This window comes from Nocardia sp. A7, assembly GCF_046549215.1.
GTDB lineage: Bacteria > Actinomycetota > Actinomycetes > Mycobacteriales > Mycobacteriaceae > Nocardia.
In genome coordinates this window covers 551,562-574,448 of record NZ_JAJPWE010000003.1, presented here as the reverse complement: position 1 = coordinate 574,448, position 22,887 = coordinate 551,562, and the positions used below count along the sequence as shown (strand labels likewise).

The window sequence follows — 22,887 nt, the reverse complement described above, 5'->3', positions numbered from 1 at the left end:
CGTAACCAGACAGCGAGCGCGCCGCGCCCTTTCCGCACCGGTGATCACCGGTTGCTCGGGCGAGCCGGCGGGGCGGCAGACTGGTCGGTGATGAAGCTTCCCGAACTTCCCGACCTTCCGGTGCGACCGGAGCTGGAGCGGATCACCGCGACGCTGGCCGAGCGCGGGGTCGCGGTGCTGGTCGCGCCGCCGGGCACCGGTAAGACCACGCTGGTGCCGTTGGCGCTGGCGGCCGGGTCGGCGGGGCGCATCGTGGTGGCCGAGCCTCGGCGGTTGGCGGCGCGGGCGGCGGCGGCGCGGATGGCGGCGCTGCTGGGGGAGCGGGTCGGGGAGACCGTGGGGTACGCGGTGCGGGGGGATCGGAAGGTGGGGGCGCGGACGCGGATCGAGGTGGTGACGTCCGGGTTGTTGGTGCGCCGGCTGCAGAGCGATCCTGAGTTGGCAGGGGTCGGCACGGTGGTGCTCGACGAATGTCACGAGCGACACCTGGACGCCGACCTGCTGCTGGCACTGTTGCTCGACGCGCGGTCAGGGTTGCGGCCGGATCTGCGGGTACTCGCGACCTCGGCGACGGTGGCCTCGGATCGCCTGGCACAACTGCTCGGCACCGGAGAGACCGGTCGAGGTGCTGGACAGGGTGTCATCGATGCGGACGGAGGCGGAACTTCGGTGCCCGCGCAACAGGCGCACTCGCTCGACAGCTCGCGTGCCCCGGTTCTGGAAGTACACGGGCGGACCTATCCGGTCGAGGTCAGCTACGTCCCCGCCCTGCCTCGCGAGCGGATCGAAGCGCAGGTCGCGCGGGCTACCCGCAGTGCGCTGGCCACCATCGACGGTGACGTGCTCGTCTTCCTACCAGGTGTCGGGGAGATCAACCGCACGGCAGGGCTTCTGCGTGACCTCGATGATGTCGACGTGGTCCCGTTGCACGGCAGGCTGGCGGGCGCTGCGCAGGACCTCGCGCTCCGGCCGGGATCGCGGCGACGAGTCGTATTGTCCACTGCGGTAGCCGAATCCAGCCTCACCGTCCCCGGCGTACGCGCGGTGGTCGACTCGGGCCAGTCCCGTGTCTCCCGCGTCGATCACCGGCGCGGCCTGTCCGGCCTCGCGACAGTGCGTGTTTCGGCAGCGGTAGCCGAACAGCGCGCAGGCCGCGCGGGCCGGGAAGCCCCCGGCCACGTCTGGCGCTGCTGGCCCGAATACGAACATCAAACCTTGCCCGCCTATCCCGAACCCGAGATCCGCACCGCCGAACTCACCCGTCTCGCACTGGAATTGGCCTGCTGGGGCACCCCCGACGGCACCGGCCTCGCCTGGTGGGACGCCCCACCGGAAGGTGGCCTCGCCGCGGCCCACACCGTCCTGCGCGCCCTGGGCGCCCTCGACGATTCCGGCCACATCACCCCGCGCGGCAAGGCCATGGCCGATCTCGGCCTGCACCCACGCCTCGCCCGCGCGCTGCTCGACGGGAAAGCCAGGGTCGGCGCGAAAGCCGCCGCCGAAATGGTGGTCCTGATGGACGACGACTCCCTTGCCCACTCCGTCGACGCGGCGGCAGCCCTGCGCACCCTCCGCGCCGAACGCCCGCCCCGGTGGTCCCGCGAAGTCCAACGCCTGACGCGACTCGTCACGACCACGTCGACCAGCGACAAGCCCGACCGACCGCTCGGCGAGGGCGCGCAGGCCGCTGCTCCGCCCGGGGTGGGCCCGCGTGACCGGTCGAGCGTCAGCGGGTCGGGCAACGACAGTGGTGGTTCCGAAACTGATGTCGCGGCCCTGCTGATCGCGCTGGCGCAGCCGGAGCGGTTGGCTCGTCGGCGGTCGAGTGGGTCGCCGACGTATCTCATGGCGGGCGGCACCGCGGTGACGCTGCCGCCCGGTTCGGGGTTGGCCGCGGCGGAATGGCTCGCGGTGGCGATCGCTGATCGTGATCCTGGGCGGGCCGAGGGGCGAATTCGCCTGGCGGCCATCGCCGATGAGGATCTCGCGCGGGAAGCGGCGCCGGGGTTGGTGGTCGTGGCCGATGAGGTGCGGTGGGACGGCGGTGATGTGGTGGCTCGGCGGGTGGAACGGCTGGGTGCGATCGTCTTGTCGGAGCAGGCGATACGTCGGCCGGATCCGCGATTGGTCGAACAGGCTCTGCGGCAAGGACTTCAGTCGGAAGGACTGAATCTGCTTCGGTGGAGCGATGACGCGCGCAACCTGCGTCAACGCCTGGACTTCCTGCACCGCACCCTCGGCGCACCATGGCCCGCTGTCGACGACGACGCACTCCTGGCCGACCTCGGCACCTGGCTCGGCCCCGAACTGTCGACGGCCCGCCGCCGTTCCGACCTCGCCCGCATCGACGCGGGCACCGCGCTACGCCGCCTGCTTCCGTGGCCCACCGCCACCCGCCTCGACGAACTGGCTCCCGAACGCCTGGAAGTCCCCTCCGGCAGCCGCGTGCGCCTCGACTACGCCGCCGACCAGCCGATCCTCGCGGTCAAAGTCCAAGAGATCTTCGGCTGGACCGACCCACCGGCCCTCGCCGACGGCCGCGCCCGGATCCTGCTCCACCTGCTCTCCCCGGCCCAACGCCCCGTCGCCGTCACCGCCGACCTGGCCTCCTTCTGGAAGAACGGCTGGCCCCAGGTCCGCGCCGACCTGCGCGGCCGCTACCCCAAGCACGCCTGGCCCGAAGACCCCACCACCGTCCTCGCCCACCGAGGCACCGCTCGCCGAGCTCCTGACCGCCCGAACTGACTTCGATCGTCAGGCGAGTGGCGGCGCGTCATCCGCCATCGACGGACTCGATCTCGCCGGCAGTCGCGAAGTGCCCGGTCTGCGCCGAAGCCGGCCACCCGTCTACCGGCCCGGCCGGGTCGGTGGCGAGTCGGGCCGCGAGCCACTCGTCGACCCGGGTGCCGCGCTGCACCCCGCCCGAGCGGGTCAGCCCTTCGTAGTGGAAGCCGTTGCGTCGGACGACGGCGGCTGAAGGGTTGTTGCCCACTATCGCGCGCCAGGTGATCCGGTCCAGCGCGAGACCGTCGGCGGCGAAACCGAAATCGCACACCAGAGCGACGGTGCGTGACATCAGGCCGCGCCCGCGGTGTCCCGGGGCGAGCCAGAAGCCGATCTCGCAGGTGCCAGGCCCGCGCGTGTGCAGGCCGACCATCCCCTCGACTCGCCCGTCCTCGGCGGTGCGGATCGCCCAGACCGGCACGTTGTCCGCCCACCCGGGAGCCACTACGCGGTCCAGGAATTCCTCGGCGTCGGACCGGTGATAGGGGACGGGGATCGTGGTCCAGCGCTGCACATCGGGGTCCTGACAGCACTCGACGATACGGTCGATATCGGCCCCGGTCGGGCGGGTGAGCCAGACCGTGCTGTCGGTGAGCGTGTGCTCGTACATCCGGTCATCTTGGCAGTCGGCCCCGAAAATCTCGCCGCATTTTCACGGCCTTCCCGCACCCGGTGCGGGCGCGGGGAAGGCAACGACCTGTCCCGTCGGCCCGGTCGCTTCGGCGTCGCCCCAGCTCTGTCCGACCACGTACAACCGCGGATCCCCGTCCCGGCTGAGCGTGCACGCGAACGCGCCACGGTCGAGCGTGACCGTCTCCGACACCTCGCCACCTTCCCGAACCCTGACGCAATGCTGGTTGCCCACATCCGCGTACCAGAGCTGGCCGTCGGTATCGAGGCAGATCCCGTCCGGGTGATCGCCCGGAGTCGCCGCCCACACGCGGCGATCGGTCAGCTCGCCGTCGGCCGCGATGTCGTAGGCGGTGAGCTTATTCGCGTACGACTCGGCCACGATCAGGGTCGTGCCGTCGGCGGTGATCGCCATGCCGTTGGGAAACGCGAGTCCGTCGGCGACCTGGCGCACCTCACCGGTGGGCGTGATGCGCGCGATGACGCCGGGCACGAAGTCCCCACCGGGGAAATCGAAGCCGATGTTGTTGACGTAGGCATTGCCGCGCTCGTCGATCACGATGTCGTTCCACGGTTTGTCCGACACGGGCGAGAGGTCGGCGTAGGCCACGAGCGAGCCGTCGGGTTCGCGGCGCAGCAGCCGCCGGGCCGCGGAGTCGACGATCACCAATCGACCGTCGGGCAGGAAGTCGATGCACATCGGAAAGGACGGGATCGTGGCGACGACCTCGGGGCCGTGCTCGTCGACGACGATCACCTGGTTCGCGCCCCAATCCGAGAACCACAGTCGACCGTCGTGCCAGCGCGGCGACTCGCCGAACACGATCCCGTTTAACACAACCTCGGGTGTACTCATCCAGCGCCGTCCTTGTTGTTGGCAGTAGTAGTACAGACGAGATGGCCCGCGCGGAATCACCGGTGCCCGACCCGTGGGTCCGAACGCGGTGGGGTACTCCGTAGGATCGGCCTCGATGGTTTCCCCGTTTCTCGCCGACCTGTTCGAATCGCATCGAACGCACTTGCTTTCCGTCGCCTACCGGCTCACCGGAAGCGTCGGCGACGCCGAGGACGCGGTGCAGGAGAGCTGGCTGCGGATGGCCGGGGTGCACCAGTCCGAGATCGACGATCTGCGCGCGTGGCTGACGACAGTGGTCAGCCGAATCTGCCTCGACCACTTGCGAAGTGCCGCTGTGCGCCGCGAAACCTATGTGGGGCAATGGCTTCCGGAGCCGATCGTGTCCGCCGCGTCGTCCTCGCGCACACCGGATCCGCTGGATGTGGTGGTCCGCGATCAGGACAGCCGGATGGCGGCGATGGTGGTGCTCGACGCGTTGACGCCGCAGCAGCGAGTCGCGCTGGTATTGCACGAGGGGTTAGGGGTTCCGTTCGGCGAGATCGCCGACATCCTCGGTGTTTCTGCCGAGGCCGCAAGGCAATTGGCGGTGCGGGCGCGCCGGGCGGCGGCTCGGGCACCCGAGCCGGTCGCCGACGATGTGCACGATCAGGCGGTGCGACGGTTCCTCGCGGCGCTGGCCACCGGCGATGTCGCCGCGGTGGCGGCGACGCTGCATCCGGACACGACCTTCACGGCTGATGCCGGGGGTACGACCAAGACCGCGCTGAATGTGGTTGCCGGACAGGAGAAGGTCGCCCGATTGGCGATTGCCCTGTGGCGCAGGCATCAGGAGGAACCGGGGTTGGACATGGGCGCCGCCACGGTGAACGGGCAATCGGGTCTGGTGTTCACCGACCCGAACTCGCCGTTCGGGCGCCCGGTGCGCGTCCTCGCCTTCGCCGTGCGCGAGGGAAAGATCTGGGCCACCTACGATTTCGCCAATGTGGCGAAACTCTCCGGCGCCCGCCCCCGCTGACCCGCAACACCGTCAGGCCCGCGGGTCAGCGGTCAGGACTTGTTACGGGTAGGTGGATCCCCAGTTGTGGTCGCCGGTCGACGAGCCGAGGTTGTGGTCGCCGGTCGAGGAACCCATGTTGTTGTCCGGCGTGGCCGAACCGGTGAACAGGTCCACGATCGGGCTGCCGAACAGTTGTTCCCGAATGAATTGCAGGGCTGAACCGGCTACCTCCGACGCAGCCGGTTGCAGGAGGAAGTCGAGCAGAGGTGAGGCCATAGAGCGCCCCTTTCGATATACCACGCCATCGTGGTGTGTGAGGTAGAACACGGCGAGGCTAGCTGAGGTTGGGGAACCGCACAATAGCGCAGGTCAACATAGGAAAACGTTTGTGAAACATGTGTGTTCGCTATCGTTCGGCAACGTCGATGATCAGTGGGCTACGCTGCGAAGATGCCGCCTGTGCCGCCTACTGTCGCCCGCCTGCGCCCGTTCCGGTCGACCATCTTCGCCGAGATGACCGAGCTGGCCGTCCGCCACGACGCGGTGAATCTGGGGCAGGGCTTCCCCGACACGGATGGGCCTGCGGGCATGCTCGAAGTCGCGCGCGCGGCCATCGCCGACGGGCTCAACCAGTACCCGCCCGGTCGCGGGATGCCGGTACTGCGTCAGGCGATCGCCGACGACCGCGCTCGCCGCTACGGCACCGCCTACGACCCGGCCACCGAGATCCTGGTGACCGTCGGCGCGACCGAAGCGATCAGTGCCACCGTGCTCGGCCTGGTGGAGCCGGGCCAGGAGGTGGTGCTGATCGAGCCGTACTACGACTCCTACTCCGCCGCGATCGCCCTCGCCGGTGCGCAGCGACGGACGGCCCGCCTGGTGCCCGACGGCGACCGATTCGTGCTCGACCTGGACAGCCTGCGCGCCGCGATCACGCCGAGTACCCGCATGCTGATGGTCAATTCGCCACACAACCCCACCGGTGCCGTCCTCGGCCGCGCCGACCTCGCCGCGATCGCCGAGTTGGCCGTCGAACACGATCTGCTGGTGCTGACCGACGAGGTGTACGAGCATCTCGTCTACGACGGCACCGAACACATCAGCATCTCCACGCTCCCCGGAATGCGCGAGCGGACCATCGTGATATCCAGTGCCGCCAAGACTTTCAATGTCACCGGCTGGAAGATCGGTTGGGCCTGTGCGCCCGCGCCACTGCTCGACGGTGTGCTCGCGGCCAAACAGTTCCTCACCTTCGTGGGCGGCGGCCCGTTCCAGCCCGCGGTCGCCTATGCGATCGACGAGGAACTCGACTGGGTTCACGCGCAGCGCGACGGGCTGGCGGACAAACGGGTGCGTCTGTCGAATGCGTTGCGCGATAACGGGTTCAAGGTGTCTGCCAGTGACGGCGGTTATTTCGTCTGCGCCGACATCCGACCGCTCGGCGCCGAGGACGGGCTCGCGTTCTGCCGCGAGCTGCCCGCGCGACTGGGGGTAGCCGCCGTACCGGTCAGCGTCTTCGCCGACCACCCCTACGACTGGAAACACCTGGTGCGCTTCACCTTCAGCAAGCGCGACGAGACGATCGACGAAGGAATTCGCCGACTCCGAACCGGCGTCACCATGCGTTGACCACAGGCAGGCAACCTGATTCGTGGGGATCAGTCGCGCGCATGCCGGGCCAACGGCGCATGCCACTGATAATGGCGAGCCAGCAGCCGAAACCCCACCGCCCCCGCTGCCGCGAGCAGCCCGGTCCACGTTTCGTACACGTCGAAGTGCAGCAGTGTGGCGGTGGCGGCCGCACCGAAAAGGGCCGGGATCGCGTAGAGGTCCTGATCGGGCCGTAGGACGCTGGGCACCTCGCCGCTGAGCACGTCCCTGATCACCCCGCCGCCGATCGCGGTGGTCATCCCGAGCAGGGCCGCGGTGGGTGCGCCGATGCCCGCCGAGTAGGCGATCACCGTGCCGGTGACGCAGAACAGCCCGAGCCCGATCGCATCGGCGATTTCGAGTGGCCCCTTGGTGAGGCGGCGCGACGGCGCGATGAAGTACAGGATCAGCGCGGTCACCATCGACGCGGACAGGTACGTCAGGTTCGTGAACGCGGCCGGTGGCGTTCGCCCGATCAGCAGGTCACGCACGATGCCGCCGCCGAGCGCGGTCGCGCACGCCAGCACGACCATCCCGAACAGGTCGAGCCGCTTGCGCACGGCGACCAGCGCGCCCGAGGCCGCGAACGAGATCACTCCCATCATCTCGCCGCTTCGATGCACGGCCGCCACGGCCGAATCGAGCTCTGTCACGGAGGGGCCCGCCGCCACAATTCCCATCAGCATCCCGGTGCTCACGGCACGCTCCTTCCATCAACTGTCCGGAGCAGCGTGACATGAGAGGGCGCGGGGGTCGGCGAGCCGGGGCGGTAAAGGCACAACCGTTGTGGAGGTGAGCGATGTCAGGCGGGGGTGGGGCGGGCCTTGTCGGTGGCGAGGAGCACGGCGATGGCGCCGAGGGCGGTGCCCATGACGTAGCGCTGGGTGCGCAGCCACAGCGGGCGGGCGGTGAGGAATCCGGCCAGGCCTGCGGCGCCGAGAACGATCATGGCGTTGACAGTGAGGGCGATCGTGATCTGGACGGCGCCCAGCGACAGGCTCTGCAACCAGAGCGCACCGCGATCGGGGTCGACGAACTGAGGGATCAGCGCCATGTACATGATCGCGATCTTCGGATTGAGCAGGTTGGTGGCCAACCCCATGGTAAACAGGCGTCGCGCGCGATCATGCGGCAGATCGGCGGGCGCGAACACCGAAACCCCACCGGGCCGCACCGCCTGCCAGGCCAGCCACAGCAGATACCCCGCCCCCGCCAGCTTCACCGCCATGTACAGACCGGGAACGACCGCGAACAGCGCGGTGATCCCCGCCGCGGCCGCCGTCAGATAGACCGCGAACCCCGCCGCGACCCCCAGCAGCGAGATCATCCCCGCCCGCCGCCCCTGCGCGACGGTGCGCGAGACCAGATACATCATGTTGGGCCCGGGCGTCAGCACCATGCCGAGCGCCGCCGCCGCAACCCCGAGAACCGCCGTTGTCTGAAGCATGCACTGAGTTTCCCCCGGTCAGGAGGGTGCTGTCGCGGTCCAGTCAGCACTCGGTGGACCCCGGCCGTGACCGGCGCGCGGCGACGGCGCATCGGAGCTTCGGTGTTCTCCGCCCAGGTCATGTCGGTATCGGTCCGTACAATTGACAAGGCTGTCCCACCGGAGACCTTCCGATCGGGGCATTCAGCAAGTCCCCGCCCACAGGCGAAGTCTTACGCGTCGTTCGGGTGACAAGCCCTGACCGACGCGGCTCCGGCCGCCCATGAACACAGGAGCAACGTGTGACCGACGGTCCTTTGATCGTGCAGAGCGACAAGACCCTGCTGCTCGAGATCGACCACGAGCTGGCAGGCAACGCGCGGCAGGCCATTGCCCCGTTCGCGGAGCTGGAGCGTGCGCCCGAGCACATGCACACCTATCGGATCACGCCGCTGGCGCTCTGGAACGCCCGCGCGGCGGGTCACGACGCCGAGCAGGTCGTCGACGCGCTGGTGAACTTCTCGCGGTACGCCGTGCCGCAGCCCTTGCTCGTCGACATCGTCGACACCATGGGCCGCTACGGCCGGTTGCAGCTGGTGAAACATCCCACGCACGGGTTGTGCCTGATCAGCCTGGATCGTGCGGTGCTCGCGGAAGTGTTGCGGCACAAGAAGATCGCACCGATGCTCGGCGCCCGCATCGATGACGACACCGTGATCGTGCACCCCTCCGAACGCGGCCACATCAAACAGATGCTGTTGAAGATCGGCTGGCCCGCGGAAGATCTGGCCGGTTATGTCGACGGTGAGGCGCACGACATCGGCCTCGATTACGCCGAGGGCAAATGGCACCTGCGCGACTACCAGCAGATGGCCGCCGACTCGTTCTGGGCGGGTGGTTCCGGTGTGGTCGTGCTGCCGTGTGGTGCGGGCAAGACGATGGTCGGCGCGGCCGCGATGGCCAAGGCCAAGGCCACCACCCTGATCCTGGTCACCAATACCGTGGCGGGCAGGCAGTGGCGGCGCGAGCTGCTGGCGCGGACGACGCTCACCGAGGAGGAGATCGGTGAATACTCCGGCGAGCGCAAGGAGATCCGCCCGGTCACCATCGCCACCTACCAGGTCATCACGCGCAAAACGAAGGGCGAGTACAAGCACCTCGAGCTGTTCGACAGCCGCGACTGGGGCCTGGTGATCTACGACGAGGTGCACCTGCTGCCCGCGCCGGTCTTCCGCATGACCGCGGACCTGCAGTCGCGCCGCAGGCTCGGCCTCACCGCCACGCTGGTGCGCGAGGACGGCCGCGAGGGCGACGTGTTCTCGCTGATCGGCCCGAAACGCTACGACGCGCCGTGGAAGGACATCGAGGCACAGGGTTGGATCGCGCCCGCCGACTGCGTCGAGGTGCGGGTGACGCTCACCGATGCCGAGCGGATGGCCTACGCCACGGCCGAGCCGGAGGAACGCTACAAGCTCTGTTCCACCGCGCGTACCAAGATCCCGGTCGTCGAGTCCATCCTGGCCCGCCATGAAGGCGCCCCGACCCTGGTGATCGGCGCCTACCTGGACCAGCTCGACGAACTCGGCGTCGACCTGAACGCCCCGGTCATCACCGGTGCCACCAAGAACAAGGAACGTGAGGCGCTGTTCGACGCGTTCCGTTCCGGCGAGATCCCCGTCCTGGTGGTGAGCAAGGTCGCCAACTTCTCCATCGACCTACCGGAAGCGTCCGTGGCGGTGCAGGTTTCGGGCACCTTCGGTTCCCGCCAGGAAGAGGCCCAGCGCCTCGGCCGACTGCTGCGCCCGAAAAAGGATGGGGGACAGGCGCATTTCTATTCGGTGGTCGCGCGCGACACCCTCGACGCCGAATACGCCGCGCACCGGCAGCGTTTTCTCGCCGAACAGGGGTATGCCTACCGCATCGTCGATGCCGACGACCTGCTCGGGCCGCCCATCGGAGACGGCGTGTAGCACTGTTCGCCAGGTCAAAGGGGGGTAACGTCCGGTGTGTGAAAACCCTGAGCAGATAAGTGGAGGCAACTCCTCCGCAACTTGTGCTAGGAAGGAAGGCGTGCGCCGCTTCGAATTCGTGGTCGACCGAGAACACGCCCATGCGGTGAACGAGACGTTCACCGGTTTGCGCAGGTTGCGGCTGGTGGCCCTGTTGGTCGCTGCCCTCGCCGTCGCGGCCACGGTGGCGCTGGTGTGGAGCGGGCAGGCGTGGGGGTTTCTGCTCGCGGGGGTGTGCGTGCTGGTCGCGGGCATCGCGCTGTGGGTGGCGTTGTGGACGCCGCACCGATCCAGTATCGAAAAGCTCTACCACGACGGTGTGCTGGTCCCCGCTGTGGTCAGCGATGCCGAGCCGGGCTCGATCGTGCTGCTCGCCCTGGTCGATATCGCCGAACCCACTGCGCCGGTGCGTAGTTGGGCATTGATCACCCGCAAAGTCCGCACCTTGCCCGGACACGCGCCGCAGCCGGGTGAACGGGTGCCCGCCATCGCGGTGCGCACCGATCGCGCCCCACGGCAGGTCGGCGAACGCTGGCAGGTGGTCACCGCGATGCCGATCGCCTGGGGCACCCGCGACGACGCGGTGATCGAGCGGGCGCGCGCTGCCATCAACGACGTCGAATGGCAGCTGCTCGTGGAGAATCTGGCGCTGGCTGCCCGGGTGAAACGCACCGCGACCAAGCGCCTGCTCCTCGACCCGCAACAGCTGCCCTCCGACCTGGGCTAGATCACAGCGCCCGGACCTCGACTTTCGCGCCGGCCGTATGCGAGGACGGACGCGCCCTGCCTATTAGGGCCCGGGGCGTGCGCCTGCGACGATGGTCGAGTCTGTGCGGTCCGGTCGGCGAAAGGTGTCCTCGACATGCGATGGTCGGCCGGGATCTGGGTGGTGGTGGCGCTGCTGGCGCTGGGAGTGCGTCCGGTAGCGGCGGATTCGACGTTGATCGGGGCCCCGGGGCTGGGTGATCCGTACTATCCGCTCGACGGAAACGGTGGCTACGACGTCACCCACTACGACGTGTCGATCGACTACGAGCCGGTGGATCACTACTTGCGCGGCACCGCCCGCATCGATGGCCGCGTGACCCAACCGCTGGCGCAGTTCAATCTCGACTACAGCGGGCCCGAGGTGCTGATGGTGACGGTCAACGGCCAGCCCGCGGGGTTCACGCGCGACGACGAGCACGAGCTGGTGGTCACACCCCTGTTACCCCTGCCACCCGGCCTGCCGATGCGGGTCATCGTCGACTACGCGGGCGAGGCCGCCGACACCGTGGGCGAAGGCTGGACCCATGCACCCAGCGGCGGAGCGTTCGCCGTCGGCCAGCCACACAGCGCGAGCACCTGGTACCCGCTCAACGACACCCCGGTGGACAAGGCGACGTTCACGCTGCACGCCACGGTGCCCGCGGACTGGGAAGTCATGTCGACCGGCGATCGCACCGAGCACGTGCTGCGCGACGGGCGCCTGCACACCACCTGGGAAACCCGTCAGCCCACGATCGGCTACCTGACCACGCTCGCGGTGGATCACTTCACCTTCCTCGAACAGCGGCGCGCGAACGGGACCGCGGTGCTGAGCGCGTTCGCGCCGGAATCCGAGGACAACCGCGCAGACGAGCAGCGACTGCCCGAAATCCTCGACTTCCTCGAAAATCTTTACGGCCCCTACCCGTTCGATGTGGCAGGCGGGATCTATGTGGATACGGAGCTGCCGTTCTCGCTGGAGACCCAGACCCGCCCGATCTACGCGCCGTGGGCCGATCTCAACACCGTGGTGCACGAGCTGGCCCACCAGTGGTGGGGCGACACGATGTCGGTGCGTCAGTGGTCCGACATCTGTCTCAACGAGTGTTTCGCCAGCTACACCGCCGATTATCTGTGGCCGGAGCGGATCGACAACGCCGATGTGGACACCGAGTACCGCGAAACGGTCGCGAAGTACCTCTGGGAGCCCGAGTTCTGGAAGATCGCGCTGGCCGCGCCCGGCGTCGGCGACGAGTTCACCTCCGTCTACTACCGCGGGCCACTGTTCCTGCACGCGCTGCGCAAGTTGCTCGGTGAGAACGTGTTCTTCACGGCGATCAGAGATTTCGTGAACGCCCACCGCGACGGTCACGCCTCGATGCCGGAGTTCCGGGCGTTCCTGCAGAGCCGGACCTCGATGCCGCTCGGTGAGTTCCTGGCCGAATGGCTCGATGGGACGAGGCCGCCGCGTGACGCGTTCCTCTACCCCGGCACGCTGCGCCGCTAGTCCTCGCTCAGCCGCGCGCCGGCTCGCTCGACCCAGCGCTGCATTCGATCGAATTGACTACGCGCGGCGGTGAACTCGCCGCGCGCTCGATGTTCGGCGGTGTGGGCGAAGTGACGTTGCTGTTCGGCGTGCTCGAGTTCGGTGCGCAGGTCCGCGATCCGGCTCTCGATCGCATCGAGGTCCGATTTCGCCTGTGCGGCAGCGGCTTCGGCTTCATCGCGGTCGGCGCGAGCCGCGGCCAGGCCGGATTCGGCGTCGTCGAGTTCCTGTCGGGCCTCGGCTCGCGTGTCCTTCGGGGCGGGTTTGCTCGCACGTTTGGGAGTCGCCTTGCCGCCGGTGATCGCGACCAGACCGGCCGGGCCGAAGCCGTCGTAGGTGACCGTGGTCGGCAGGACGCCCGCGCGGACCAGGTCGGCGACATCGGGGTCGGCCAGCGCCGCGGTGAGAGTCTGGCCGACCTCGCGCAGCACCTGCTCGCTCGCGGGCCGATCGTGTTCGTCGGCCAGTTCGGCGGCGCGCTTGGTCATCGCGTTCACGACCTGTTGACGCTGGGTGCCCAGGGCGCGCAGCTTCTCGCCGGAGAGTTGGCGCTGGGCCGAGCGCAGAGCGTCGCCGAGCGCGAGGAGGGCGGCGATCTCGCGCGGCGCGTGCCGCGCCAGCAGGTTGACCGTCCAGGCGGCGACCGTGGGCTTGCGCAGGGCGGTGACGGCCTTGGCCAGGTCCCGATCACCGTCGGCGCGGGCCTGGGCGGCGCGCTCGGCGCGGGTGGACACGAAGTCGCCGGGGTCGAGGGAGTACAGCTCGCCTGCGACGTCGTCGAGGGTCATCTTTGTGATGGTAGACAGGTTGCGACATGGGGGAGCGCGGGCGCGGGGCACTTGGGTATCGTCACCGGCGGTTGTGTTCACCCTGAACCGTTCGGTGAGTGAGGTTTTCAGTGATTTTCCCGGAGAAGCGACTGTTGGCGCGGATCGTGCTCGGACCGGTGGCCGCGATGGCCCTGGTCGGTGCGGTGGTTTCGTGCTCGTCCGATGACGCGTCGTCGGCCGGTGCTGTCGCGGTGGGATCGTGTGTGGAGGTCAGTGACAACGCTGCCGACGCGATGAAGGCGACGGTGGGCGACTGCTCCTCGGCGAAGTCCAACTACCGGATCGTGAAGGTGGGCGCGGACTGCGCCGCGGACAACGCGGTGTTCAACGGCACTGTCGGGGACGCGAAGAACACACTGTGCCTGGCGCCGAACTTCGCCGAGGGCAGCTGCTACGCGGATGCCGGGAAGCGGCCCGCGGAGGCTGTCGCCTGCACCGCGCCGGAGGCTTCGTTCAAGGTGGTCAAGCGGATCGACGGGGAGGCCGACGAGCTGCTGTGCGGAGCCGACGCGACGCAGTTCCGCACCGTTCCCGATCCGAAGACGACGTTGTGCATGGCAAAGCCCTGATCGAGGCCCTAATCGAGCAGGGCCACCGACGCGATTCGGTGGAGGGTGAAGTGGCGAGTGGCGCCGGAGACCGGGTCTACGGCGTCCAGTTGGCCGTTGCCCACGCGCAGGGGTTCCACCACCCGCTGGGTGGCGACGCCCTGGGCGTCTACATAGCCGATGTTCACCGGACGGCCGACCCTCGCTGCCAACTGGAGTAGTGCGAGGGTGGCCGCGGTACCGGTGCGGGAGCCGTCGGTGCGGACCGAGCGGCCGGTGCGCGCACCCGCGGCCCGTTCGCCCGCGCGGAGTTCGGTGACCAGTTGGGCGAGCTGGTCGTCGTTCGGGGGCGTGGGGCGGTAGGGCCTGCGGGCGAGGGGGCGGACCGAAATTCGCGCGCCGCGAGGGCGCAGATCGACGATCGTGCCGCCGGAATCCTCGCCTGCGGGGGCGAAGCCCGCCTTGCGGAGCTGGTCGAGCATTTCGGCCAGTGGGGCCAGGGCGATCGCCACGGTGGGGGCGATGGCGCGTAGGGCCAGGGTTTCGGCCACGGGGGCGGCCAGGACTTGCGCCAGCAGCGCGGGGTCGTCGCTGCGGAGGAACGACTGGGCCATGCCGACGCGAAGTTGGCCGTGGCGGCGGGCCACGTCGTCGATGAGGTAGGTCAGCGACTGCGGCACGGGGGTGCGGGAGTGGGTGGCGAACAGGGCGTGCAGTTCGGCGGCGGTGAGGCCGGCGTCCAGTGCGCGCCGGACCGTGGCGTCGCTGACTCGGTACACCGTCGCGGCGCCCGCTGATTCGACGTTGGCGACCAGGGCGATCTTGCCGCGCAGTTCGGGGATCAGTGGGCCGGGGGCGATCACGGTCAGGTCGGCTTGGACCAGCACGTGGTCGACCGGTTTCGGTAGTGCCGCGGCCATTTCCGATTCGGCGTCGGCGATGGAACCGTGCAGCAGGGCCCTGGCGGCGGAGTCGAGCGCGCCGCGGCCGAGCAGGCCGACGACCGCCGCTTCGGCGAGCGTGGCGGTGACGGCTTCGAGTCGAAAGTGTCTGCGGCGGCGCGGCATTCGCCAGGCCAGCAGTTTGCCGATGTCGCCGGGAGTGAGCGCGGTTCCGGTCGGGTATTCGGCGAGCAGGCCGAGGATCGACGCGCGGTCGCGCACCGCGTGGGGCACGCGCAGCTCCGCCGACAGTGCCGCGATCGGCTTGTCGGCGGCATCGCGAAAACCGATCATCCACGGCATCCGGTCCAGCTCCAGCCACGCCTGCGCGAGCGTGACCCAGCGGGTCGAGGGCGGGGCGTCGAGCCAGGCGTCGGCGGCGGGCGTCGGCGCCCAGAAGTCGTCGGTGGAGTCGAGATCAGGCGTTGGCTCCGGCAGGCCCTTTTCGACGAGTTTCGCGGCGGCAAGCAATTCGAGCAGCAGGCCGGTGCGCTGCTCGTCGATGCCGGTCTGCTTGGCCAGCCTGCGTAGCTCGCGCACGCCGAGGCCGCCCGCGCGCAGGGCGGGGGCGGGCATGGCGCCGAGTGCGTCGATCAGATCGCCCGCGTCGCGCAGCAGTTCGCCGACTTCGCCCGCGCCGACGGCATTCACCTCGGTGGCGGCGTTCTTCGCGAGTGCGGGTTTGGGCGGGGCGAGGGCGTGCGGGTCGGTGACGGGCTCGCCGCGTAACACCTGGCCGACCGTGACGGGCAATTCCACCGTCTCGTCGTCGATCCAGTGCAACAGCCGGGCGGCGAGCAGACGCGGCACCGGGCGGTCGGGGTCGGTGCCGGGCGCGGCGTCCCTGGTGCGACCGCGGGGGCCGGTGGTGGCGAGTTTGTCCAGCAGCGCGCGTTCGGGCGGGCTGGCCGTGGCCAGCGCGGTGGTGACCTCGGGCTCGGTGAGGGCGTCGGGCAGCGCTGTCGTCGCGCCGAGCGGCCAGGGGAGGGCCTCGGCGGCACTGGGCGTCAGGTCGAGGTCGTCGCCGACCTGCCAGACGAGGGCGCGGTCGAGCAGTCGCGTCAGCGCGGTGGTGAACGCGGTCTTGGTGACGCGATCTTTGAGCTGCGCGTGCAGGGTGGTTCGGGTCAGCGGCGTGAGGTCGGCGCCGATCGTGCGGGCGTCCTCGTTGGTCGTGAGCGCCTCGATGATCGCGAACTCGAGCGTGTCGAGGTCGTCGGCGGCACGCAACACCGACGCGCGCTGCTGGGCACGCACCGCGAGCACCGACATCGACGCGGGCAGCGGCACCGCCAGGTCGGGCCGCAACTGCAGCAATTTCACCAGCTGGGCATCGGTGCGCGCACCGAGCCAGTCGGCGAGAGAGTCTGTCGCGATCACGCGATCGAGACTACGTGGCCGGTTATGTCAGAATGAGCCGGTGGTGAACAAATCGAAGAAACCCTATGTCGACAACGGCTGGCCCGAAGTGGCCGACGGCGAGCACGCCGTGACCGAACTGTCGGCGGCCCGCGCCGGTAATCTCTCGCCTTTCGGTGAGGACACCGAGTTTCCCGTCCCGGCCGCAACGCTGCCGTACCTACACCCCCAGACCACCATCAACCGGGTGTAATTCGGACGAGAAAGACAAGAGCCCGCATCCTCGAGGATGCGGGCTCTTGTTGTGTTCCGGGGAGACGAATCAGGAGGGCAGCAGGCCCTTGTTCGCCTGGAAGAAGTCGATCACGGCCGGGTCAAGCGGAGCGCCCTTGGCGGAGTTGACGAAGTCGAGAGCCTGCTGCGGCACGGCGATGCCCTGCTGCTGCACGACGGTGAGGGCGCGGTCGACGGCCGAGAACACTTCGGCGCTCGGATCGTGCACCTGCGGGACGTTGACCTGCGGGGCCCAGCTCGGGGCCGACGGGGCGACACGCTCGGACGGTCCACTGCTCAGTCCCAGCTTGGACGAGCACGAGGGCCAAGCGCCCCAACCCTGGGAAGCGAGAACCTTTTCGGCGACCACGATCTGCTGTTCGCGGGAGGCCTGGTTGGCGGAAGCGGCGTACTCGCCACCACCGTGCGCGGTCCAGGTGGAGGGCGAGAACTGCAGCCCACCCTGGTAGCCGTTGCCGGTGTTGATGCCCCAGTTGCCGCCGGCTTCACACTGTGCGAGGCGATCCCAGTCGGAGTCGGGGGCAGCGCTGGCGTTTCCTGCGAGGGCTGCGGCTGCGGTGCCGAAGATCGCGCCGGTGACGGCGACCTTGGCCGCGGCGCGCCCGGTGGAAGTCGGTTTGCGGTGGCGTCCACTCATATCGGGTTTCTTCCTCTCGTTCGCACCTGCATGTGGCCCGGACTGAGAGGTCTCCCGGTCCGCCCTCACCCCGTGTTTTGAATCGGGGTCCGGTACCCGCGGGGTGAGGTTCGATGCGGCGGGCCGGTGGTTCCGGGGACTTGCCCCGGCTGAGAGAAACGGTACGACGGTCAGCGTCGAATGTCACTATTTGGTAACCGGCGGGTCCCGGGTGGTCTCGGGGTCGTCTCAGGGTGATCCCTGATGCGTCCGCGCAGGTAGTTGCCGTGGCGAATGTGCGCTACGGCTGTGCGCTCACTTCGTGACCATGCCGTTATGTGACGAGGATCACAGGTTTAGGTGGATGAAGTTTCCGGGGGAATCGGTTGACGCATCAACGTGCGCGTCGGCCCGACCACAGCGCGAAGATCAGCGCGAGCAGGAAGCCGACCGGCGCGAGCATCGCCAGTCCGTACAGCCACAGCCCCGGTTCGCCGTCGGACACGATCGGTGTCACGAAGATCCCGATCACCGCCAGGAGTCCGATCCCGAAGAGGGCAAGGGCCACGTGCAGCAGGCGATCGCCGGAGCGTCGCGGACCGGTCGAGGCCGGCTCGGGTGAGTTCGTCACCGGTGAACCGTAAAACTGATGTGCTCGCGTAATAGCCACCGGGGTAGACTCGCACCGCATCGCGTCCCGCCTTGTTGGGGGGCGCGTTCTTTTCGCGACTAGCAAGATTGTGTAACGCGGGCCACAAGGGCTCGGGTGCCGAATGATGAACGGGTGAGCGCAGTGCCGACCGGCCGGGTGAAGTGGTACGACGTCGAGAAGGGCTTCGGCTTCCTGTCTCAAGACGAGGGCGAGGATGTCTATGTGCGCTCGTCCGCGCTGCCCGACGGCGTCGAGGGGCTCAAGCCCGGACAACGCGTCGAATTCGGTATGGCGGCCGGCCGTCGTGGGCCGCAGGCGCTGAGTGTGACGGTGCTCGAGGCACCGCCGACCGTCGTTCGTGATCGGGACCGTGGGCAGGCGCCCGCGCGCAAGGACGCCGGGCCGCGCAAGACACCCGACGAACTGCACGGCCTGGTCGAGGACATGATCACGCTGCTGGAAAGCACCGTGCAGCCGGACCTGCGGCGGGGCAAGTACCCGGATCGCAAGATGTCCCAGCGTATTTCCGAGGTTGTGCGGGCCGTGGCTCGCGAACTGGATCACTGAGGTTTTCGCGGAACCGGCCCCGAACGACTATTCGTTCGGGGCCGGTCTCGTCTCAGGACTCGCGAGGCTCGGGCTCGGGTGTGACGATCGACCACGCGGCGTGCGGGATGTAGCTCTCCTGGCCGGTGGCGACGTCACGAGCCAGGATCGGGAGCTGCACTTCGATGCCGATCAGGCGCAGGTCCGGCTCCGGCTTCGACTCGATGGTGAGGGCCCTGGCGCGGTCCGGGTAGTCGGCGAAGCTGAGCACCCGGTCCAGCTGTTCGCCGCTGGGCCGCTGGTAGATCAGCTGGATGAGCCAGGGTGACTCGGAGACCTCGGCGGGCAGCGAGAGCTGCACGGGCGCCCCGGCCGGTACTTCCAACGGCGCGGTCTCGCCGTACTGGCATTCCTGCATCCGCACCGTGCAGTACATGAACGGGTCGACGGTGATGGTCGTGCCGTTGGCGTAGGCGGTGAGCTGCGGACTGTGCGCGGGCGCCTTCGAGACAGCGAAGGCGACCAGCCCCGCGGTCACCGCGGCGACGGCGAACAATCCGGCCGCGACCAGCGCGATGATCGTTCGAGCGTTGAGTTTGCTCACCAGGTGGGGTCTCCTGTCCCTCTCGGATGGGTGCTCGGCACTTCCTGCTCGACGTGCTGGGGGCGATTGCCGCCCAGCCCCGGCAGCAGCGAGTGTCCGGTGTAGCTGACGAACGTCTGGAGCAGTCCGGCCAGCAGGATCACGCTGATCACAGCGAAACCCTTCCAGTACTCGGTCGGCATCAGCACACCGGCCGCCCCGCCGATGACCCAGCTCAGTTGCAGCACGGTCTCCGAGCGGCCGAAGCCGGACGCGATCGACTCCGGCGGGAGGTCGTCCTGGATGGCGGCGTCGAGGGACACCTTCGCGAGTGCGCTGGCCGCCGAGGCCACCAGCGCGGCCACGGCGGCGCCGAACAGATTCCCGGTGAACGCCGCGAACAGCGCGACCACCGCGCACGCGCCGGTGCAGCCGAGCACCACCGGCGACGGCCTGCCCAATTGCAGCCGGGCGCCGGTCGCGTTGCCGCTGAAGTTACCGACAGCCGCCGCCGCGCCGACCAGGCCGAGCATCGCCGCCTGTTCGGTGGGACTGCCGCCAGAGCCCTTGGCGACGAAGGCGATGTAGAAGGTGAGGAAGCCGGTGAGCACGCGGATCGAACTGTTGCCCCACAGGCCGGTGACCACGGCTCGGCCCAATGGCTGACGACGTTTCCGCGGTGGCACCGAGGATTCCTGGCCGCGGTGGATGACCTCGGTGTGCGCGTCCGGGCCGTGATAGGTGAGCGTCGCGGGGACCTCGCCCTCGGTGACCTCGACCCAGCGCGGAATGCGCAAGCTGAGGAACACGCCCGCGACGGCGATGCCGGTGGCGAAGATCAGCGCGCCGGTGGAACCGGCGATCAGGGCGGCGAGCGCGGCGAGTGCGCCCGCGCCGATGGTGCCGCCGACCAGGCCGAAGACGGTCAGCCGGGAGTTGGTGCGAACCAGGTCGATATCCGGTGGCAGCACGCGCGGGGTCACCGCGCTCTTGAGTACCGCGAAGGATTTCGAACCGACCATCATGCACAGGGCCAGCGGATACAGACCCCAGGTGTCGATGTTGAAGATCAACAGCAGTGCGAAACCCGCGCGGAGACCGAACGTCGTCGCCAGAGCCAGCCTGCGACCGCGTTGCAGCCGGTCCAGCAGCGGGCCGATCAGCGGCGCGATCAGCGCGAACGGGGCGATGGTGATCAGCAGGTACAGGGCCACCTTGGTTTTGGACTCGGCGGTGGCGCTGGCGAAGAACAGGGTGTTGGCCAGGGCGACGGCGATCGCGGCGTCGAGCGCGAAGTTCGCCATCGTGGCGTAGGTGAGCGCGGTCAGGCCGGACTGGTCGGCGCCGTCGGCCTTGGCGGCCCGCTGGAAGGTGGCGATGCCGCGTTCGGTGAGTTCACGGCTGCGCATGGCGGCCACGCGGGTGACGGTGAGTTTGCGGGGGACGCGCTGGTTGATCGGATCGTCGATGCCCTCGTCGCGAGGGAAGGGGCGGGTGCCGTCCGGGCCGACGTCGTCCGGTCGAGCCCGGTCCTCGCCCGGGACGGGACGGGACCGCTCGTCGAACGGCGGAACCTGTCGACTCTTCGAGGGCTCGTCCGGGATGCGCCCGGTGGGGCCGCCGTTCGGGACGGGGGTGGTCGGGGCGCCCGGGTCGACGGGGCGGTTGCGGCGGAACAGGCTCTTGGACCGGACCGTCGGCGGCTCGGCGGGCAGCGGCCGTTCGGGCCGGGGGAAGACCTTGCGCGGTGCGCGCGGCGGGTACTGCCCGTAGCCGGGGTGCGGGTCGGCGGCAGTACCGTCCCGGCGACCACGGTCGGGACCGGATGGTTCGCGGGGCGTAGTCACAGGTCCAATTCTGTCGCACTCGGGCTGTGCGTGTTCACTCGCGCCGTAGCAATGTCGGCCACAGCGTGGCGGCACACACTGTTTGCCTGGCAAATTTTCCGCCGCGCACGACCGCGGCGAAGACGAAGGTTCATCTATTTCTCGACGAAGCGCACTTCGAAAATGCGCGGCCAGTACTTTCCGGTCAGCAGGAACCGGTCGGTGCCGGGCAGCTGCGCGATGCCGTTGAGCACCTCGGCGCCCTTCTGTTCGGCGGGGGTGAGCAGGCCGCCCGCCTCGATGACGGCCAGCACCCGGCCGTCCTGTGGATCAATGTGGAGTATTTCGTCCGACGGGTAATTGTTGGCGTACACCGTGCCGTCCTCGGCGCAATCGAGTTCGTTCGGCTTCGGGTCGCGGAAGCCGGACAGGGTCACCGAGCCGGTCCGCGCGAACGTCACCGGGTCGCGGAAGGTGAGGGTGTCGGTGCCGTCGCTCATCACCAGCCGGTGTGGCTGTGCGCACAGACCCCAGCCCTCGCCCTGATAGTCGGCTCGACCGGTTTCGGCGAGGGTCACCGGGTCGCGGGCGATGGCGAAGCCGTCCTGCCAGGTCAGCTGCCAGACGATCGCGCCCGCCTTGGTCATGCCCTCGCCGAACACCCGCCCGGGCAGGGCGACGCGGGCCGTTTCGGTGCCCGTGCGCTGGTCGGCGGCTCGCGCGGTCGACACGCCCCACATTCCGGTGCTCTCGTAGCGGACGCCGTCGACCACTTCCAGGCCCTGGGTGAAGGCCTGCGGATCGTGCGGTGACGAGCCGATCACCTCGACTCGCCACCGTGGCGGACCGGGCTCCTCAGGTCCGCTACAAGCCCCCACGCCGAGCACACTGACCAGCACTACGACGGCCAACGAACTGCGATTGCACTTCATACGGCAAAATGTATGCCGTGAGCGCAGTATCTGTTTCGGAGTCCGGCGTGCGTCCCGTTCTGGCCGACGCGGCCGAGGTCGCACGTCGTGCGCTCGTCGCGTTGGAACCCGACGGGGTAGGAGTCCATCTGGGGGTGAGCGCCGAGGACGACACCGCGGCCACCCACCGGTTCGAGGCGACCCTGCCCGGCTACCGCGGCTGGCAGTGGGCCGTCGTGGTCGCCGCGCCCCCCGGGGCCGACCACGCGACGGTCAGCGAGTCGGCGTTGCTGCCTGCCCTCGACGCACTGATCGCCCCCGCTTTCGTCCCGTGGGATCAGCGTGTCCGCCCCGGCGACCTCGGCCCCGGCGACCTGATCGCCACCTCGGCCGACGACCCACGCCTGGTCCCCGGCTACGTCGCCACCGGCGACCCGGTGATCGACGAGGTGGCCCGCGAGGTCGGCCTCGGCCGCGTCCAGGTACTCAGCGTGGAAGGCCGCGCCGACGCCGCCCAGCGCTGGTTCACCGAGTACGGCCCCGACACCGAGATGGCCAAGGCCGCCCCCGCCACCTGCGGCATGTGCGGCTTCTACCTGCCACTGGCCGGCGCGCTGCGCGAATCCTTCGGCGTCTGCGGCAACGCGATGGGCGCCGACGGCCACGTCGTCCACATCGAATACGGCTGCGGCGCCCACTCCGACGTGGTCGCCCCCAGCGGCAACGGATCACCGCTGTACGAGGCCTTCGACGACCACGCGGTCGATTTCGTCGAGATCGTCCGCCCGGCTGTCGAAGCCGCGATCAACGAGGCCGCGACTGAGCAGAGCCCCGCGGACTCGTTGACCGAGGTCGGCGAGGCCGCCGCGGAGCGTGCCGGCGACCAGCAGGAAACCGCCGAGGCAGCAGCGGTCGCTGCGGTAGACGCGGAGCGTGCGGCGCTCGCCGAGGGCGCGCTGCCCGAGTCGGCCGAAGAGGTCGTCACCGCCGAAATCGCTTCTGACACCGAGGTTCCCGCCGAGATTGACGCCGAGGCCACTTCGGGTGGCGCGGAGTCCGGCGAAGCGGTGGGATCTGCTGATCTGAACGAGCACGGATCGTCGGTGTCGCGCTGAACGGAGCGGGGGACCCGTTCG

22 protein-coding genes are annotated in these 22,887 nt (G+C 69.1%); 10 read left to right on the top strand and 12 right to left on the bottom strand.

The features are described from left to right. Nucleotides 1-90 precede the first annotated feature (90 nt). On the top strand, nt 91-2,745 hold the full coding sequence (hrpB, locus tag ACLJPD_RS20510; RefSeq protein WP_410874192.1) for an ATP-dependent helicase HrpB: 2,655 nt from the start codon (nt 91-93) through the stop codon (nt 2,743-2,745). Between the two features lie 28 nt (nt 2,746-2,773). On the opposite strand, the gene ACLJPD_RS20505 is transcribed toward hrpB, so the two are convergent. Together ACLJPD_RS20505 and ACLJPD_RS20500 are read right to left on the bottom strand one after the other, a co-directional pair. Beyond that, on the bottom strand, nt 2,774-3,394 hold the full coding sequence (locus ACLJPD_RS20505) for a GNAT family N-acetyltransferase (protein WP_410874190.1): 621 nt from the start codon (nt 3,392-3,394) through the stop codon (nt 2,774-2,776). A gap of 42 nt (nt 3,395-3,436) precedes the next feature. Next, nucleotides 3,437-4,270 (bottom strand): SMP-30/gluconolactonase/LRE family protein, encoded by an 834-nt coding sequence (locus ACLJPD_RS20500; protein WP_410874188.1) that lies wholly within the window; start codon nt 4,268-4,270, stop codon nt 3,437-3,439. A gap of 115 nt (nt 4,271-4,385) precedes the next feature. Here ACLJPD_RS20500 and sigJ point away from each other — a divergent pair, with 115 nt between their 5' ends. Further along, nucleotides 4,386-5,285, top strand: coding sequence for an RNA polymerase sigma factor SigJ (sigJ, locus tag ACLJPD_RS20495; RefSeq protein ID WP_410874186.1), 900 nt, complete (start codon nt 4,386-4,388; stop codon nt 5,283-5,285). 42 nt (nt 5,286-5,327) lie between these two features. Here the strand turns inward: sigJ and ACLJPD_RS20490 are convergent, their stop codons facing one another. Further along, nucleotides 5,328-5,543 carry a hypothetical protein gene (locus ACLJPD_RS20490; protein ID WP_410874184.1) on the bottom strand — a complete coding sequence of 72 codons (216 nt, stop codon included), beginning with the start codon at nt 5,541-5,543 and terminating at the stop codon, nt 5,328-5,330. A 174-nt stretch (nt 5,544-5,717) separates the two neighbouring features. Between ACLJPD_RS20490 and ACLJPD_RS20485 the strand changes: the two genes are divergently transcribed. After that, nucleotides 5,718-6,896 (top strand): pyridoxal phosphate-dependent aminotransferase, encoded by a 1,179-nt coding sequence (locus tag ACLJPD_RS20485; protein WP_410874182.1) that lies wholly within the window; start codon nt 5,718-5,720, stop codon nt 6,894-6,896. A gap of 29 nt (nt 6,897-6,925) precedes the next feature. On the opposite strand, the gene ACLJPD_RS20480 is transcribed toward ACLJPD_RS20485, so the two are convergent. Beyond that, a complete protein-coding gene (locus ACLJPD_RS20480) occupies nt 6,926-7,603 on the bottom strand; it encodes a trimeric intracellular cation channel family protein (RefSeq protein ID WP_410874539.1) in 678 nt (225 codons plus the stop codon). A gap of 116 nt (nt 7,604-7,719) precedes the next feature. Further along, nucleotides 7,720-8,364 carry a LysE family translocator gene (locus tag ACLJPD_RS20475; RefSeq protein WP_410874181.1) on the bottom strand — a complete coding sequence of 215 codons (645 nt, stop codon included), beginning with the start codon at nt 8,362-8,364 and terminating at the stop codon, nt 7,720-7,722. 281 nt (nt 8,365-8,645) lie between these two features. Between ACLJPD_RS20475 and ACLJPD_RS20470 the strand changes: the two genes are divergently transcribed. The 3 genes from ACLJPD_RS20470 to ACLJPD_RS20460 all read left to right on the top strand — a co-directional run bounded on the left by ACLJPD_RS20470 (nt 8,646) and on the right by ACLJPD_RS20460 (nt 12,606). Next, complete coding sequence (locus ACLJPD_RS20470; RefSeq protein ID WP_410874179.1) at nt 8,646-10,313, top strand: DNA repair helicase XPB; 1,668 nt, start codon at nt 8,646-8,648, stop codon at nt 10,311-10,313. A 100-nt stretch (nt 10,314-10,413) separates the two neighbouring features. Beyond that, nucleotides 10,414-11,079 carry a DUF3239 domain-containing protein gene (locus tag ACLJPD_RS20465; protein WP_410874177.1) on the top strand — a complete coding sequence of 222 codons (666 nt, stop codon included), beginning with the start codon at nt 10,414-10,416 and terminating at the stop codon, nt 11,077-11,079. A 135-nt stretch (nt 11,080-11,214) separates the two neighbouring features. Next, on the top strand, nt 11,215-12,606 hold the full coding sequence (locus ACLJPD_RS20460; protein ID WP_410874175.1) for a M1 family metallopeptidase: 1,392 nt from the start codon (nt 11,215-11,217) through the stop codon (nt 12,604-12,606). Here ACLJPD_RS20460 and ACLJPD_RS20455 read toward each other — a convergent pair. Next, nucleotides 12,603-13,433, bottom strand: coding sequence for a hypothetical protein (locus tag ACLJPD_RS20455; RefSeq protein ID WP_410874173.1), 831 nt, complete (start codon nt 13,431-13,433; stop codon nt 12,603-12,605). The two genes, ACLJPD_RS20460 and ACLJPD_RS20455, sit on opposite strands and share 4 nt — an antisense overlap. Nucleotides 13,434-13,531: 98 nt before the next feature. Between ACLJPD_RS20455 and ACLJPD_RS20450 the strand changes: the two genes are divergently transcribed. Next, complete coding sequence (locus ACLJPD_RS20450; RefSeq protein WP_410874171.1) at nt 13,532-14,044, top strand: hypothetical protein; 513 nt, start codon at nt 13,532-13,534, stop codon at nt 14,042-14,044. 8 nt (nt 14,045-14,052) lie between these two features. Here ACLJPD_RS20450 and ACLJPD_RS20445 read toward each other — a convergent pair whose 3' ends face one another. Next, nucleotides 14,053-16,344 carry a helicase-associated domain-containing protein gene (locus ACLJPD_RS20445; RefSeq protein WP_410874169.1) on the bottom strand — a complete coding sequence of 764 codons (2,292 nt, stop codon included), beginning with the start codon at nt 16,342-16,344 and terminating at the stop codon, nt 14,053-14,055. A gap of 40 nt (nt 16,345-16,384) precedes the next feature. On the opposite strand from ACLJPD_RS20445, the gene ACLJPD_RS20440 reads away from it, so the two are divergent. After that, complete coding sequence (locus tag ACLJPD_RS20440; protein WP_410874167.1) at nt 16,385-16,576, top strand: hypothetical protein; 192 nt, start codon at nt 16,385-16,387, stop codon at nt 16,574-16,576. Nucleotides 16,577-16,645: 69 nt separating this feature from the next. Here the strand turns inward: ACLJPD_RS20440 and ACLJPD_RS20435 are convergent, their stop codons facing one another. Beyond that, complete coding sequence (locus tag ACLJPD_RS20435) at nt 16,646-17,254, bottom strand: transglycosylase family protein (protein WP_410874165.1); 609 nt, start codon at nt 17,252-17,254, stop codon at nt 16,646-16,648. Between the two features lie 373 nt (nt 17,255-17,627). After that, a complete protein-coding gene (locus ACLJPD_RS20430; protein ID WP_410874163.1) occupies nt 17,628-17,864 on the bottom strand; it encodes a hypothetical protein in 237 nt (78 codons plus the stop codon). Nucleotides 17,865-18,026: 162 nt separating this feature from the next. Here ACLJPD_RS20430 and ACLJPD_RS20425 point away from each other — a divergent pair, with 162 nt between their 5' ends. Beyond that, nucleotides 18,027-18,452 (top strand): cold-shock protein, encoded by a 426-nt coding sequence (locus ACLJPD_RS20425; protein ID WP_410874538.1) that lies wholly within the window; start codon nt 18,027-18,029, stop codon nt 18,450-18,452. A 52-nt stretch (nt 18,453-18,504) separates the two neighbouring features. On the opposite strand, the gene ACLJPD_RS20420 is transcribed toward ACLJPD_RS20425, so the two are convergent. The 3 genes from ACLJPD_RS20420 to ACLJPD_RS20410 all read right to left on the bottom strand — a co-directional run bounded on the left by ACLJPD_RS20420 (nt 18,505) and on the right by ACLJPD_RS20410 (nt 21,772). Then, nucleotides 18,505-19,035, bottom strand: a complete 531-nt coding sequence (locus ACLJPD_RS20420; protein WP_410874161.1) for a DUF2771 domain-containing protein — start codon at nt 19,033-19,035, stop codon at nt 18,505-18,507. Then, a complete protein-coding gene (locus tag ACLJPD_RS20415) occupies nt 19,032-20,861 on the bottom strand; it encodes an MFS transporter (protein WP_410874159.1) in 1,830 nt (609 codons plus the stop codon). The genes ACLJPD_RS20420 and ACLJPD_RS20415 overlap by 4 nt, the downstream gene beginning before the upstream one ends. Nucleotides 20,862-20,995: 134 nt before the next feature. Continuing rightward, nucleotides 20,996-21,772 carry a glutaminyl-peptide cyclotransferase gene (locus ACLJPD_RS20410; protein ID WP_410874157.1) on the bottom strand — a complete coding sequence of 259 codons (777 nt, stop codon included), beginning with the start codon at nt 21,770-21,772 and terminating at the stop codon, nt 20,996-20,998. Nucleotides 21,773-21,780: 8 nt separating this feature from the next. Here ACLJPD_RS20410 and ACLJPD_RS20405 point away from each other — a divergent pair, with 8 nt between their 5' ends. Next, nucleotides 21,781-22,866: a DUF3027 domain-containing protein gene (locus ACLJPD_RS20405; RefSeq protein WP_410874156.1), complete on the top strand. Its 1,086-nt coding sequence runs from the start codon at nt 21,781-21,783 to the stop codon at nt 22,864-22,866. Nucleotides 22,867-22,887: the final 21 nt, after the last annotated feature.